This is a genomic window from Brevibacterium antiquum (genome assembly GCF_016107655.1).
In the GTDB taxonomy this organism is placed as follows: domain Bacteria; phylum Actinomycetota; class Actinomycetes; order Actinomycetales; family Brevibacteriaceae; genus Brevibacterium; species Brevibacterium antiquum.
In genome coordinates this window covers 67,617-82,406 of sequence record NZ_JABASX010000013.1, presented here as the reverse complement: position 1 = coordinate 82,406, position 14,790 = coordinate 67,617, and the positions used below count along the sequence as shown (strand labels likewise).

The following is a 14,790-nucleotide window of genomic DNA, read 5'->3' as shown; positions in this document are numbered from 1 at the left end:
GTGAGCCGGTGGGGGCCAAGCGCCGTCTGCACCTGCACTTCCTCCATTCCCCGGTGGCCATCCTCGGCGAGGATGCTGTGACCGGCCTGCGCACGGAACGCCAGGAATTGGACGGCACAGGGGGAGTCACGGGCACGGGAGAGTTCATCGACTGGGACGTCACAGCCGTCTATCGCGCCGTCGGCTATGCCGGCACGCCTCTGCCGCAGCTGCCCTTCGACGAGGCCAAGCGTGTGATCCCGAATCACGAGGGACGCGTCGTGGACACAGGAGAGCAGGCTTCGACGGCTGAGGCCGATGTCGTCCAGGGCGTGTACGCGACCGGTTGGATCAAGCGTGGTCCTGTCGGACTCATCGGTCATACCAAGGGCGATGCCCTGGAGACGATCGGGCACATCCTCGATGACCGCGCCGCCGGCGTACTCACCGAACCGCTGTTCCCCGATGAGGACTCGATCGTCGAACTCCTCGAATCCAAGGGCGTCGACTACGCGGACTGGGAAGGCTACCACCGGCTGGAGACAGCAGAGAAGGCGCTCGGCGAAGCCGAAGGTCGTGAGCGAGTGAAGATCGCGACTCGAGAGGCCATGCTGCGTGAGGCCCGTGATCAGGTCAGGAGCGAATCCCACTCCGGCACCTGAGCCGAATCAGAGGCTGGTGGGCGTAGGCTCGAGGTGATCAACAGCCCCCAAGCAAGGTTCGCACTCGTCAGAGGAGACGCACTTCCGTGATCGACACATCAGCTCGGGTTGCCGTCATCGGCGGCGGAATCGCAGGCGCCTCGGTCGCATTCGGCCTGGCTTCACGCGAGGTCAGCGTCACCATCTTCGACGATGCCATGGCCGGTCAGGCGACCGCCGCCAGTGCTGGCATCATTGCTCCCTGGGTCTCGACGAGCACCGGCGCCTACTACGAGACCTATGCCGCCGGAGGCAACTTCTACCCGGATTTCCTCAACCGCCTCAGCGCTCTGGGGATCCCCGATCTGGGATACCGCAGATCCGGTGCACTCGTCGTCAACTCAGATCCTGTCGTGCTCGCCGAGGCGGCCCGACTCATCCGTGATCGTGCCGCAGGTGCAGGGTCCGTTGCCGGCGAGGTCCACGACATGGACTCTGCGAATCTGCTCGAGATCTTCCCGCCGATCGCCCCGGAGATGACGGGCCTGTTCATCACCGGGGGCGGTCGAGTCGATGGTCGCACCCTGCGAGATGCAATTCTGACCGGAGCACACGCCTACGGCGCCCGGCTTGTGCACGATTCGGCGAGAACTGTCTCCACCGGACACCGAGGCGGCAGCTGGAAGGTGGGGACCACCTCGGCGACGGAGGACTTCGACGCCATCGTCGTCGCCGGTGGAGCCCGGAGCACGGAGATGCTGCAGCGGCTTGGTCATAGCGTGGCGATCACCGCGCAGCGAGGGCAGCTGGTTCACCTGGGTCTGCACGGGATCAACACCTCGCCATGGCCGACTGTGCACCCGCTCGACCACCACTACATCACTCCCTTCGACGGAGGCAGAGTCGTCATCGGCGCTACCCGTGAGGACGGTGTCGGATTCGACGCCCGCACAACAGCTGCAGGACAGAAGCAGGTCCTTGACGACGCACTGAGGATCGCTCCCGGACTCGCAGAGGCCACGGTGTTGGAGACGAGAGTCGGAGTCAGGCCCATGTCCACGCGCACGAGCGGGCTGCCCTATGCCGGGGCTGCCCCCGGTGCGCAAGACCTGTGGCTGGCTTCCGGCTTCGGTGCGGGCGGGCTGACGATGGGTCCGCTCATCGGCGACGCAATCGCCAGAGCGATCCTCGGCCAGCAAGCAGCAGAGATCGCGCACTTGGGCCTGTGACCTCGCAAGACAGTGCCTTGCTAACCTGAAGCCATGAGCGCGCAGCTGCCCCGAGCCTTTCGTTGGTTCTGGGCGGGCGAAACCGTATCGGGATTCGGCAGCTGGATCACCATCCTGACCCTGCAGGTCATCGTCGTCGACTACCTGCACGCGGGAACCGTCGGCCTGGGCTGGATGAACGTAGCGAGGTGGCTTCCCTATCTCCTCCTGGGCCTCGTGCTGGGTGCGCTCATCGATCGGGTTCGCCGCAGGCCCGTCATGATTGCCAGCGACCTCGTGCGTGCGCTGCTGCTGTGTGCGATTCCGGTGCTGTGGTACCTGGACCTGCTGAATCTGAGCGCGCTGCTTCTGCTTGCAGCGGTTCTGGGAACGGCGACTCTCATCAACGACAGTGCCTCACAGGCCTTCGTGCCCCGTCTCATTCCGACACGGAGGCTGCAGTCTGCCCATGCCAGGATCGACGGGACCAACGCCGTCGCCGAGACGGCTGGTCCGGCCATCGGCGGTGCGCTGCTCGCGGTCGTCGCGGCACCGTTCGCTGTGCTCGTCAATGTAGGCACCTTCCTGTTCTCGGCGGTCGTCGTCTCTCTCATCCACGTTGAGGAGCCGAGCCGATCGCGGGCCGAAGAATCTGCCGAGCCGAACCTGCGCCGGGAGATCGGAGCCGGGCTGAAGTGGGTCTATTCGACTCCGAGCCTGAGAGATCTCGCCGTATGGACCCATGTGTGGTTCGCCGCGCAGGCCATCCTTGCGGCTGTCACCGCAGACTTCTTCCTCAACGACGTCGGCGTCGACACCTTCTGGTTCGGCATCGTCATGGCCGGCAGCGGCATAGGCGGAATGATCGGCGCGCTGAGCTCTCGTGCGGCGGGGAAGCGGCTGGGCAATGGTCGGGCGGTGATCCTCGCGCACGTGTGCTCGGCTTGCGGAGTACTCGTCCTCTTGGCGGCAACGGTCAGCGCCGTTGCGGTGCCCGTCCTCTTCATCGGAGTCTTCCTCCACGGATTCGGCATCGGGGTGAGCAACTCCCACGAAATGGCCTACCGACAGTCGATCACTCCCGACGGTTTCCAGGCGCGGACGAACACGACGATGCGATCGACGAATCGCGCAGTCGTGGTCATCGTGTCGCCGCTGGCCGGAGCCCTCGCTGCCGCCACGAGCTCTGAACTCGCGCTGATCATCGCCGCTGGGATCTTCACCCTGGCTGCTGTCGGCCTGTGGTTCTCGCCGTTCCGCACAGTGCGAATCGCCACCTGAAGCACTGAGCAGCCGCAAGTTTCACTGAGCCGCCGCGTGTTTCACTGAGCTGCCGCGTGCTGCACAGCGCGCCGGAGAAGTCAGTCGACGATCGGTGCGCTGATTGCTTTCGCCAGGGCGTCGAAGGCCCGGATCGTGGGGAACAGTTTGGCAGCATCCTGCGGCAGGCCCCAGCTGGAGAGCTTGACGCCGACGAAGTTGGCTCCCGGGTTCATGTAGATCATCTGCCCGTGGATGCCCAAGGCGAGGAAGGCGTGCGAATCCGGGAAGGGGAACCAGAACTGGTTGTGATACATCCCGCCGGGCATCCGATTGTCATCGGGACCGTCGGCGAAGGCCTTCCTGGTGTCCGCATCGCCGGTGAGCGTGTCCCCGACCCACGAGGTCGGTACCACCTGTTCACCGGTGAGGGAGACTCCCTGGTTCGCATACAGGTAGCCGAAGCGAGCGAGGTCGCGCAGAGTGGTGTTGATGCCACCGTCGAACATGCCCACACCGTACTGGTCGGTGGCGATGAGCGCATCGCGTTCGGCTCCGATCCGCGACCACAGCACGCGCGACATGAGGGCCTGCATGCTCTCACCGGCGATCTTCTCGCACACCCAACCCAGCACATCGGTCTCACACGAACGGTATTCGTAGACCCCACCGTGCTCGGACTTCGCCTCCAGCGTGGTCAGGAACTCATACATGCCCTTGGCCTGGCCCTCGGGGCTCGTCTCAGACCAGCCGATCGACTCCTCGATCTGCCTGACCTCGGACTTCGGGTCGAGGTAGTTCTCCGAGAACTTGATTCCCGAGCGCATGTCGAGGATGTGACGCACCGTGGCCCCGGCATATCCGGAGGAGGCGAGCTCGGGGACGTAATCGGTGACCAGACGGTTCGGATCGAGATCCCCGGCGCCCACGAGCACACCGGCCACCGTGCCGACGAGTGATTTGCTCACCGACATCAGCAGGTGTTCGGTCTCCGGGCGCATCGTGGAGAAGTACTCCTCGGTGAGCACCGTGCCGTTGTGCATGACCATCCACGCATCCGTGTCGCTGGCCTCGATGACGCTGCGCACGCTGCGAGCCTCGGAGAACTCGGTCTTCGGAACCTCGATGCTGCCCAGGTCCTGCAGCTCCACGGGCAGTTCTGCCACAGGTCCGGCCCCGCGAGAGATCGGCGTGGTGGGCAGCACCTGATCGACGTGCTGGAAGGACCAGCGGACGTTATCGGCATCCTGCCAGTTGTCCTTGTCGATGACGGGGGCGACGGGCACAGTATTGTCCGGCGACGTCTCGGTCACTCTCCACCTCTTCGAATTCGTCTCGTGCAGTCGGCAGTATTTGCGTCAGTCCGTGAAGAGATTACCACCACGGATGTCAATCGCCCTTTGCTCCTGGGCCGCCCAGAGCCGGTGAGGGATCCTCCACAGCAACAGGCACACCGGCGTACATCGCACGGATCGAATCGATGAAGTGCTTGGCCCGGATGCTCAGTGCGTTCGGACCCCCGGCCTTGGTCTGCAGCGGGTTCTTCGTCACGAGCACACCGAGGTCGGCGCCCTTCCACCGGTATTCTCCGGCCCCGAAGATGCGCAGGAAGAACACCTCATTGCCGTTCTGCAGGGGATGCCAGTCGAGCGCGGCGCGTTTGTAGGTCAGAGTCCCGTACTGATCGAGGAAGTACTGACCGGTCAGCGGTGAGTGCGTGATGTACTCGGTGATGTCAGCGGTCTCCTTGATGACCATCTGGCTCCACTCATCAGCCCCGGAGAGCTCTTCCCACCGCTCATTGATCTCATCGACGTCGAGATCGAACTCGACGTCGAGGTATTCGAGCAGATGGAACAGGAACAGCGGTACGTCGGCATAGGCGCCGGCGGTGACGTTGGTGATCGCCGAGGCTCCTGAGATGCGCGGATTGAGCTCGCCCAAATACACGTCATCGGAATCCAGATCGACGAGCACGTCGACCTCGAAGAAGCCGCGGTAGCCTCGCTTGCGCAGTCCCTCACCCATGCGCCGCACCAGTTCCCTGGCCCGGGTGCGCTGGTCGGCGGTGAGCACATCGGGGGTCATCTCATTGCCGCACCAACCGCCCTTGTACGGGGTGAGCTCGGCGAAGCCGGCCAGTTCGGTGAGGAACGGGCCGACGACGACTCCGCTGCTGGTGATCACCGCTTCCACCGCCACGGGCGTGTTGTTGATGCGCTTCATGATCTTCAGCTGCTCGCCGATGATGTCGTGCTTGTGCCGGTTCCAGTCCTCCTCGGCGGCGATGAAGAACGTCGTCTTCCCCGAATCCCCGTAGGGGGTCTGGACAACGAGGTCGGTGCCCAGGTTCTCCTTCTCGGCCTCGGCGTTGAGCTGCGCGTATGTGTCGGCTGTGGTGAGCACATTGGGCACGGAGAAGGCCCCGGCCTCATTGCCGAGCTTCGTCGTCTCGATCTTCGAATCGAGCTGGTTGCGCAGCGTCGCCGAGGGCAGGATGAGGTCGTAGCCGAGTTCGCGGCAGATTCGCTCGGTCTCCTCGTCGAAGAAGACCATGGCCACCTTGGGCCGCTCACCGTGGGGCACATTCGCCGTCATATGGGCGCGCACCTCGGCGTTGAGGAGGAGCCAGTTGTTGATCGCCTCACCACTGTCGAATTCGACGAACGGCTTGTAGCGCGGGGAGAACACGCGGGGGTGCCCGCCGTCCCATCCGTCGTAGTACGTGATGTAGGAGAAGTTCCGGACCCAGCGGTCGAGGCCGAGCAGGTTGAATGGGGTCGCACCGATGAAATAGATCGGTGTGATGTTGGTGCGGAAGAAGTGGCGGACCTCGGAGATGTTGCGCAGCGGCCGTCGGATCTGGACCCGTTCGGCCTCCTTGCCCGCATAGGCGGCATCGGTGCCGACATGGACTTCGACATCTGCCGGATCCGGCGCCGAGGTGGAAACTGGGGCGGGCGCTGTTGCCGGCACTGCCCGGGGCGGGGCGGCAGCGGCATCGGGGATGCGGGCCTCGGTCGAGGTGGCTGGTCGACCGGTGCCGGGAACCGCGACAGCGTCCTTGACCACACGCCTGTTCGAGCCTGCTCCTGGGCCGGGCGTGCTGGCCGGCGTGCCCGACCCGTCCGTGTTCCCAGCCGTCTTCGACGGGGTTGGGCCTGCAGGTTTTTTCGTCATGGCACTACTCCTTGTCAATACATCTGGCCTCACTGCTCGCAGTCACCTGAGCCGTCCGCCCGCTTCATCGCGGCGATGATTCGGACGTCGAACGTCAAACGTGATGTGGACAACAACCTATATCAGTTTTCGGGGCTGAGGACGATGGTGCATCAATTGGATGAACCCGATGCGAATTCGCGGTCAAATCCGAGGTCGAGCGCACCAGTCGGGTGAATTCCCCTCGCGTGGTGAGGGGCCGCTAGGCTGGGATCACCACGTCTTTTCGAAAGAGAGCCACTATGCCGGTGAATACCGATAAGCAGGGAACCAGCTATTCTCTGCCACGCCCCTATGAGGTGTCGCGGGAGGCGGTCGCGGAATTCGCGCTGGCCACCAATGCGAAGGCCGACTACCACTTCGAGACCGAGGCAGCGACCGCCCTGGGCTATCGCGACGTCGTGGCACCGACCACCTTCGCCGTGATCATCGCGCAGAAGTCCGAAGCGGCCTACATCAGTGACCCCGAGTCCGGCATCGACTTCTCCAAGGTCGTTCACGGTTCGGAGCAGTTCACCATCACCCGGCCCATCGTCGCCGGTGACAGCCTGGACGCCACGACCCACGTCGACGGCGTGCGGGCGTCGGGCTCCAACGCCATGATCACCACCCGCACAGAGATCACCGACGCCGCCGAACAGCCTGTCGTCACAGTGAGCTCGACCATCGTCGTGAGAGGAGACGGAGAATGAGCGTCACCGACTTCTCCCAACTGACCATCGGAGACACCGTCGTCGAAGCCGAGATCCCCTTGTCGCGAGCATCGCTCGTCGACTACGCGGGTGCTTCAGGCGATCACAACCCGATCCATTGGTCCGAACGCTTCGCCACCGAGGTGGGTCTTGAGGGAGTCATCGCCCACGGCATGCTCTCGATGGCCGTCGTCATCGCCCCTGTCGTCGAATGGATCGGCGATCCGGGCGCGATCGTCGACTACCGGACACGATTCTCCGCGCCGGTGCTCGTCCCCGACGCCGAATCCGGCACACCGGCCACACCCACCGCCACCCTGTCGATGACCGCGGTGGTCGGGGCCGTCGACGGAGCTGTGGGCACCGCCCGCATCGACGTCACGGTGAAGTCCGGTGACCAGGATGTGCTCAGCCGCACCCAGATCCGAGTCTCGCGGTGACGAAGGATCTGGCAGAGTTCACGACGTTCCACCTCGGCGGCCCAGCAGCCAAGCTGCACATCGGCGAGACCAGGGACGAACTCGTGGACTTCTCTCGTGACCATCCCCTGAGTCTGTCGGCGCAGCCCGCGGCCGATGTCCTCTTCATCGGCGGCGGATCGAACCTCCTCGTCTCCGATTCCGGCTTCGACGCCGACGTGTGCGTGATCGCCACCAAGGGAGTGACGATGACCGATACCTCGGAGACCGAAACCCGTGTCACCGCCGAGGCGGGGGAGAACTGGGACGAATTCGTCGCCTTCACCCTCGGCTGCGGTCTCTCGGGTCTCGAGGCCCTGTCCGGGATCCCCGGCTCCGTCGGAGCGACTCCGATCCAGAACGTCGGCGCCTACGGGACAGAGGTCGCCGAACTCATCACCTCGGTCGAGGTCTTCGATCGCCTCGCCGGTCAGATCCGTCACCTCAGCGCCGTCGAACTCGAGTTCGGCTACCGCACCTCGGCACTCAAACGTGCGCAGCAGAGAACGGGCACTGCCCAGTACCTGGTGCTGTCGGTGACCTTCGACCTGAACCGCAGCCCGGACTCACTGCCGGTGCGCTACGCACAGCTGGCCTCGGCGCTGGACGTCGAGATCGGGGAGTCGGTGCCGGCCACGCTGGTGCGCACCAGCGTCATCTCCCTGCGCAGGTCCAAAGGCATGGTTGTGGACCCAGGCGACCACGACACCTGGTCAGCTGGCTCCTTCTTCACGAACCCGATCGTCGACGACCCCGCCGAGCTGCCAGCCGAAGCGCCCCGCTACCCGGTCACCGATCCACTCAGCGGATCGACGATCGAAGGACGGACGAAGACCTCGGCCGCCTGGCTGATCGAACATGCGGGATTCTCCAAAGGCTTCAGCGTCGGAGAGGGTCGGGCAAGCCTGTCGACCAAACACACTCTGGCGCTGACGAATCGCGGCCAGGCGGCGACGGAGGACGTCCTCGAACTCGCCCGCACCGTGGTCGACGGGGTGAATGAGAAGTTCGGCATCGTCCTCGAGCCTGAACCCACGTTCATCGCCTGCTCGCTCTGAGACCGTGCCCTGGAATGCACCCCGTGTCGCCCCGTCGGAGAACCTCAGCCCTGCTGATCCTCATTGCTGTGGTCGCGGCTGTGACCCTGCCATGGGCACTGCTGTCTGCACGTGCTGATCTCAGCTTCGGCCCGCATGAGGCCAGCTATCAGATCACGGCAGACTCCCGACTGACCGTTGACTTCGGTCCGCTGGGCAAACTGCTCGTCCCCGCAGACGATTATCTGCCGATGGGGCTGGGACTCACTGTCGACATCGGTCAGATCCCGGTCTCCGGAGCAGACGAGGACGACTCCCACACAGGTGCCTCCGAACGGCGTTCTGACAGTAATTCCCCCGACGGGTCAGACGGCGCCTCTGATGGATCGGAGCAGGGAGTCGGGGGAGGAGCGGTCGATGCCCTGGGCGGCGACATCGCCTCCTATGCCTCCCTGTTCTCGGCCCCACAGGCACAGGTCAACGAGGTCATCGACGGCCTGACCACAGCGATCCTGGCCCGGTGGGCCCTGGCCGTCTGCCTCATCAGCGGTGCGGTCGTCGCCCTGGCGTTCATCCTCGGGCCCGTTCGGCTCGCCGGGATCGGGAGGGCTTTCGTGGGCAAGGAGCTCATCGGCATCGGTCTGGTCACCATCCTCGTCCTGGCAAGTGTCGGCACAGCAGTCCTCACCCGCCCCAAGCCTCTCGACGCCGATCCCGCCTTCGACGGGACCCCACTGGAGGGTGCCCAGGTCACGGGCCGCCTCGGCGGGGTCATCGATGCCGCGTTCACAGCGGTCAAGGACTTCGCCGACGACAACGACGCCTTCTACGACCAAGTGCTGGAGAACCTGCGCACTCAATGGACCACGCGCCCCCAGACCGGCAACTGGTCGGATCAGGGATTGGTGCCTCGGCCCGGTGGGGACGCAGAAGGGCTGAACGCTGACGTATCGACATTCGTCTTCGGCTCTGACCTGCACTGCAACATCGGCATGGCCCGGGTTGTCGGCGTGGTGACTCGGATGAGCGAGGCCGATGCCTACATCGATGGGGGAGACGTGACGATGACGGGCACCTCGGCGGAGAACTACTGCTTTGACGTGCTCGACGACGAACTGCCTGACAAGCTGCCGCGGATGATCGTCAAGGGCAACCACGACTCCGCCGAAACCACCAATCACGCGAGAGGCAAGGGGTGGAAGGTCCTCGACGACACGAGTGCGACGATGAGCGGAGTGACGTTCTTCGGCGGACCGGACCCCCGTCGGACCGTGTTCGGGTCCGGGCCGCAGCTTGAGACCGATCTCACCGCCGATCAGTACGCGCAGAAGCTCAACGACGAGGCCTGCGCGAGCGACTTCGACATCATGCTCATCCACGATGCGCGGATCGGGGCCCCGTCACTGCGCTCCGGATGTGCGCAGTACAGCCTCAGCGGACACTGGCACAGGCGAGTCGGCCCGGAGCCCCTGGGCAGCGGAGTCCGCTATGTGAGTTCGACGACAGGCGGCGCCCTGGCGAACGCCCTGACCCCGGGGCCGCTGAAGATGGACGCGGAGCTGAGCATCGTGCGCGTGGACAATCGGACCAAACGGCCCATCGACGTCCAGATCGTCACTGTCAGCCCCGACAAGACGGTCACGATCGAGCCATGGAAGACCTTCCCGGAGCCTGTGCCGCTGGTCGCTCAGCCGCCGCAGACAGAGCCCGCGAACGAGGAGGACTGAGGGGTGATGAAGTCGAGTTCAGGCAGCTGTCGGAGCCCGGTTCGACTAACTGCGGTCACAGACGGTATGCTCGTTTCTCGTGGTTGGACACAACTCGGGGAACACGAATCGAGGGTGTCGAATCGAAGGGGTGTGGCGCAATTGGTAGCGCAACGGTCTCCAAAACCGTAGGTTGCAGGTTCGAGTCCTGTCACCCCTGCGCAGTTGATATCTGCTTGAGTCATATCGGCGAAACGCCGTCCTCGACGGGCTTGAACAATTGTGCTGTCCCAATGGAAACCGACCGAGTGAGGATGTGTGGAAGACACACCGGCAAAGAAGACTGGAGATAAGCCCAAAGGCACCAGTCGCAAGCAGCTCGGGTTCTTCGGACGAATCCTGCAGTTCTTCCGCGAGGTCATCGCGGAGCTGAAGAAGGTCGTCACCCCGACACGTAAGCAACTGGTCAATTACACCCTGGTTGTGCTGGGCTTCATCCTCTTCATGATGCTTCTCGTGGTAGTTCTCGACCTCGTGTTCGGCAAGCTCGTCGGATTCGTCTTCGGCGGAACACCGCTGTGGCCATTGTGGTGACTCACCCCCAGCGGTGATCACTTGGATTTCAAACACGTTGCAGACCCTTCACTCCCATATGGGAATCACTACACGCGAAGCGAGGAATTGATCGGTGTCGGATACCAGTTCACCTGAGCAGGAAACCCCTGAGACACAGAACGCCACTCCAGAGGAGTCGAGCGTTGCACCAGTGGTGGAAGACGTCGAGAACGAAACCTCCGCTGTGAGCGCGGACGACGCGCAGGTCGAAGACGCGCCCGCTGACGAGGCTGTCTCCGAAGAGACACCTGCCGACGATGCCGTCTCTGACGAAGCCGCCGTCTCTGACGATGACAGTGCCGCAGCCGACTCTGCTGAGGTTGCCTCAGGCGATGACGCAGCAGCCGACTCTGCTGAGACGGATGAGGCATCTGCCGCCGACGAGGTCGACCCGGCCGAAGAGTTCAAGTCGGAGCTGCGCATGCAGGAGGGTGACTGGTACGTCATCCACTCCTACGCAGGCTACGAGAACCGCGTCAAGCAGAACCTTGAGAACCGTTCCATCAGCCTCAACCTCGAAGAGTTCATCTTCGAGTCCCAGGTGCCGATGGAAGATGTCGTCGAGATCAAGAACGGCCAGCGCAAGCAGGTCCGTCGCGTGCGCATTCCGGGCTACGTGCTCGTGCGCATGGAACTCACCGATGAGTCATGGGGCGCGGTTCGCCACACCCCGGGCGTGACCGGGTTCGTGGGCAACGCCTACGACCCGACTCCTCTGTCCATCGACGAGGTCTTCACGATGCTCGCTCCGATCTTCGAAGAGCGCCAGGCCGAAGCCGCTGCCGCCGAAGGTGTGCAGGCCGAGCAGGCCGCAAAGTCCGCCCCCATCACCGAGGTGGAGTACGAGGTCGGCGAGTCCGTGCTCGTCAAGGAGGGTTCCTTCGAGGGTCACCCCGCAACGATCCAGGAGATCCGTCCGGAATCACAGAAGCTCACCGTGCTGCTGTCGATCTTCGAACGCGACGTTCCCGTCGAGCTCAGCTTCGACCAGGTCTCCAAGCTCTGAGCAGATTTTCACGGTAGGAAAGGGCCCGGTGATCTCCGGGCCCTTTCGCCATTCACGCCCAGTGATGCCTGTCACCGACATTTGCTCCAGGGTCTGCAGGCATGGAATACTGGTGTGGTTTGATCTCGGTTCCCATCGGAAGCCGATTTCAAACGATGCGCCGTATTTCTCTGGCGCATCGAAACTTCAAGATTAAGGACCGAATATGCCTCCCAAGAAAAAGGTAGCCGGCCTCGTCAAGCTCCAGATTCAGGCAGGTGCCGCTAACCCGGCGCCTCCGATTGGTCCGGCGCTTGCCCAGCACGGCGTCAACATCATGGAATTCTGCAAGGCCTATAACGCCGCAACAGAGTCCCAGCGCGGGAACATCGTTCCCGTCGAGATCACGGTGTTCGAAGATCGTTCGTTCACCTTCATTCTCAAGACCCCACCGGCTGCAGAACTCATCAAGAAGGCTGCAGGCGTGAAGTCAGGCTCGGCTACTCCTCACACCGACAAGGTTGCTCACCTGAGCGCCGACCAGGTTCGCGAGATCGCCACCACGAAGATGCCTGACCTCAACGCCAATGACCTGGATCAGGCTGACCGGATCGTCGCCGGCACCGCTCGCTCCATGGGCGTGACCACCGACATCGAGGTCTGAGACCAGACATTTCACTGTGGTAGGGCTCGCGCAGCCCGCACCACGACTGCAAGGAGAGAAGCAGATGGCAAAGCGTTCAAAGGCCTATCAGGCCGCGGCAGAGAAGATCGCCGCAGATGTGACATACGAACCGGCTCAGGCAATCGCCCTGGCCAAAGAGACCACAGTGGCGAAGTACGATGCCACCGTCGAGGTCGCCCTCCGCCTGGGTGTTGACCCACGTAAGGCGGACCAGATGGTGCGCGGCACCGTCAACCTTCCGCATGGTACCGGTAAGACCGCTCGGGTCCTGGTGTTCGCTGCCGGCGACCGTGCAGAAGCTGCCCGTGAAGCAGGTGCTGACTTCGTCGGCTCCGATGACCTGCTGGAGAAGGTGGCCAATGGCTTCACCGACTTCGACTCGGCTGTTGCCACCCCTGACATGATGGGCAAGGTCGGACGTCTGGGTAAGGTTCTGGGTCCACGTGGCCTGATGCCGAACCCCAAGACCGGCACCGTGACCATGGATGTCGCCAAGGCCGTGACCGAGATCAAGGGCGGAAAGATCGAATTCCGCGTCGACAAGCACTCGAACCTGCACTTCATCATCGGAAAGGTCTCCTTCTCCGAGGAAGCACTGCAGCAGAACTTCGATGCAGCGATCGAAGAGGTCCTTCGTCTGAAGCCGAGCTCCTCGAAGGGCCGCTACATCTCGAAGGCAACCGTGACGACATCGAACGGTCCTGCCGTTCCGATCGACGGTTCATCGATGCGCGTGGTCTGATCCCTTGAGGGATTGAACCGCAGACACAGCTCTGGGCGGGAAGTGAGATAATCACTTCCCGCCCTTTCTGTTCCCCGGCAACCATCATTCGGTGTTGCCCGGAGGAGGTATCGCGGATAGATTGTGATCACTGAAGACCACTGTGTGCCAACCGCCGATGGGGGTGGACAGCTCCGCCATGCATTCGACTCCGCTGCTTCGCGATGACTATCAGCGCATCGTCCGTCGTGCCCATGACAATCTGGCATCACTGACCGCTCCGGAGAGTTCGGGCCCGGGAGTCCGCCCCGCCGTCCTCGAGTCCTGGAACCGATCCCTTGGCCGTCTTCGGGATCCGGGCGGAGTACGTGTGCGCATGGCCTATGAGGCCGATCAGCTCGCCGAGGTGAGGCGCCGTCATCCGTTCCACTCCATCATGGGCCTGCTGCAGTCGCATCTGATCGAACCCGCCAAGGAGGCAGGACTGCTTGTGGCGCTCGGTGATGAGCAGGGGCGTCTCCTGTGGGTCGAGGGTGAGCGCGCCGTCCGCAGCCGTGCCGAATCCATGGGCTTCCTGCCGGGTACTGACTGGTCGGAGGACGTGATGGGAACCTCCGCCCCCGGACTCGCACTGCGCTCGCGCAGTGCCGTGCAGATCAGTCAGGCCGAGCACTTCTCCGCAGAGGTGCACTCGTGGAGCTGCAGTGCAGTGCCCGTGACCCATCCGCTGACCGGTCAGGTCCTGGGCATCATCGACGTCACCGGCGGTGACGACGCGGTATCGTCCATCGTTCTGCCGTTGCTGAACTCCACGGCTCAGGCAGCCGGCGTCGGATTGTCGAAGCTCTACACCCCGGACTCCGGTGGGCTGTCTGTCGGTACCGGTGACGGTGCCTACCTCGAAGTCACCGGGGCTCGTCCCCAGCTATCGGGCCCGGATGGCACCCGAATCACACTGTCGGGACGACATGCTGAGATCCTGCTGCTCCTGGCGCGCAACCCCGGCGGCATCAGCAGCGCCGGGCTCGCCGACCGGCTGTGGGCGCTCGGTGGAAGTGAAGTCACTGTCCGGGCGGAGATCGCGCGTCTGCGCAGAACGATTGACCACCTCGGCGACCTGCGCCTTGATGCCCGCCCCTACCGACTGCGCGGAGACATCGACAGCGACGTCGAACGCACGCACCGGGGCCTGGCCCAAGGGGACGTGGAGACCGCGCTCAACTTCTATCAGGGGCAGGTGATGCCCGAATCCGATGCGCCCGGCGTTCGGGAGATCGGTGCTGAACTGCAAGCGCTGATTCGGGAGAGTCTGCTGCAGAACGGAACTTGGCAGCAGCTGTGGCGCTATGCGGGATTGGCCGAAGCTTGCGAGGATTCGGAGGTGCTGATGTCGGTGCTGCGCCTGGCCCCACCCGAAGCACCCGAACGCAACGCGGCCGTCGTGCGGCTCGAAGCCCTCGGATACTGAGTCCGAGGAGCTGGAACTGGCAGCTCTTCCTGTGTGATGCAACCCACATGCAACGTTGCCCTGCGTAGCGTGTGGAGCAATCGGAGACAGACATCCGATCGCCGCATACGCATCAA

The 14,790-nt window shown here is 63.7% G+C and carries 13 protein-coding genes, 1 tRNA gene and 1 pseudogene; 13 read left to right on the top strand and 2 right to left on the bottom strand.

What is annotated here, in order from left to right; translation table 11 throughout:
• From JFC13_RS18320 to JFC13_RS18310, 3 genes and pseudogenes are all read left to right on the top strand, one after another.
• A pseudogene (locus JFC13_RS18320) lies at positions 1-641 on the top strand (pyridine nucleotide-disulfide oxidoreductase); the annotation flags it as partial.
• 86 nt (positions 642-727) lie between these two features.
• The gene (locus tag JFC13_RS18315) at positions 728-1,849 is read left to right on the top strand and encodes an NAD(P)/FAD-dependent oxidoreductase (RefSeq protein WP_198398462.1); all 1,122 of its coding nucleotides are present in this window, start codon (positions 728-730) and stop codon (positions 1,847-1,849) included.
• Positions 1,850-1,882: 33 nt separating this feature from the next.
• A complete protein-coding gene (locus tag JFC13_RS18310; RefSeq protein WP_198398461.1) occupies positions 1,883-3,109 on the top strand; it encodes an MFS transporter in 1,227 nt (408 codons plus the stop codon).
• A gap of 80 nt (positions 3,110-3,189) precedes the next feature.
• On the opposite strand, the gene JFC13_RS18305 is transcribed toward JFC13_RS18310, so the two are convergent.
• Positions 3,190-4,401 carry a serine hydrolase domain-containing protein gene (locus JFC13_RS18305; RefSeq protein ID WP_198398460.1) on the bottom strand — a complete coding sequence of 404 codons (1,212 nt, stop codon included), beginning with the start codon at positions 4,399-4,401 and terminating at the stop codon, positions 3,190-3,192.
• Between the two features lie 76 nt (positions 4,402-4,477).
• A complete protein-coding gene (locus JFC13_RS18300) occupies positions 4,478-6,268 on the bottom strand; it encodes a biotin carboxylase (protein WP_198398459.1) in 1,791 nt (596 codons plus the stop codon).
• Between the two features lie 281 nt (positions 6,269-6,549).
• On the opposite strand from JFC13_RS18300, the gene JFC13_RS18295 reads away from it, so the two are divergent.
• The 10 genes from JFC13_RS18295 (at position 6,550) to JFC13_RS18250 (ending at position 14,674) form a co-directional block, all read left to right on the top strand.
• On the top strand, positions 6,550-6,999 hold the full coding sequence (locus tag JFC13_RS18295) for an FAS1-like dehydratase domain-containing protein (protein WP_198398458.1): 450 nt from the start codon (positions 6,550-6,552) through the stop codon (positions 6,997-6,999).
• Entirely contained in the window at positions 6,996-7,439 is a 444-nt protein-coding gene (locus JFC13_RS18290; RefSeq protein WP_198398457.1) for a MaoC/PaaZ C-terminal domain-containing protein, read from the top strand. The genes JFC13_RS18295 and JFC13_RS18290 overlap by 4 nt, the downstream gene beginning before the upstream one ends.
• Entirely contained in the window at positions 7,436-8,515 is a 1,080-nt protein-coding gene (locus tag JFC13_RS18285) for a UDP-N-acetylmuramate dehydrogenase (protein WP_198398456.1), read from the top strand. The genes JFC13_RS18290 and JFC13_RS18285 overlap by 4 nt, the downstream gene beginning before the upstream one ends.
• A 23-nt stretch (positions 8,516-8,538) precedes the next feature.
• Positions 8,539-10,221 carry a metallophosphoesterase family protein gene (locus JFC13_RS18280; RefSeq protein ID WP_332839462.1) on the top strand — a complete coding sequence of 561 codons (1,683 nt, stop codon included), beginning with the start codon at positions 8,539-8,541 and terminating at the stop codon, positions 10,219-10,221.
• 126 nt (positions 10,222-10,347) lie between these two features.
• Positions 10,348-10,420: transfer RNA gene (locus tag JFC13_RS18275), tRNA-Trp, on the top strand.
• 98 nt (positions 10,421-10,518) lie between these two features.
• Positions 10,519-10,794 (top strand): preprotein translocase subunit SecE, encoded by a 276-nt coding sequence (gene secE / locus JFC13_RS18270; protein WP_198398455.1) that lies wholly within the window; start codon positions 10,519-10,521, stop codon positions 10,792-10,794.
• A 94-nt stretch (positions 10,795-10,888) separates the two neighbouring features.
• Positions 10,889-11,821 (top strand): transcription termination/antitermination protein NusG, encoded by a 933-nt coding sequence (gene nusG / locus JFC13_RS18265; protein WP_198398454.1) that lies wholly within the window; start codon positions 10,889-10,891, stop codon positions 11,819-11,821.
• A gap of 205 nt (positions 11,822-12,026) precedes the next feature.
• The gene (gene rplK, locus JFC13_RS18260; RefSeq protein ID WP_198398453.1) at positions 12,027-12,464 is read left to right on the top strand and encodes a 50S ribosomal protein L11; all 438 of its coding nucleotides are present in this window, start codon (positions 12,027-12,029) and stop codon (positions 12,462-12,464) included.
• A gap of 64 nt (positions 12,465-12,528) precedes the next feature.
• Positions 12,529-13,227: a 50S ribosomal protein L1 gene (rplA, locus tag JFC13_RS18255; RefSeq protein WP_143921973.1), complete on the top strand. Its 699-nt coding sequence runs from the start codon at positions 12,529-12,531 to the stop codon at positions 13,225-13,227.
• A 178-nt stretch (positions 13,228-13,405) separates the two neighbouring features.
• Positions 13,406-14,674 carry a helix-turn-helix domain-containing protein gene (locus JFC13_RS18250; protein ID WP_232488780.1) on the top strand — a complete coding sequence of 423 codons (1,269 nt, stop codon included), beginning with the start codon at positions 13,406-13,408 and terminating at the stop codon, positions 14,672-14,674.
• Positions 14,675-14,790 lie beyond the last annotated feature (116 nt).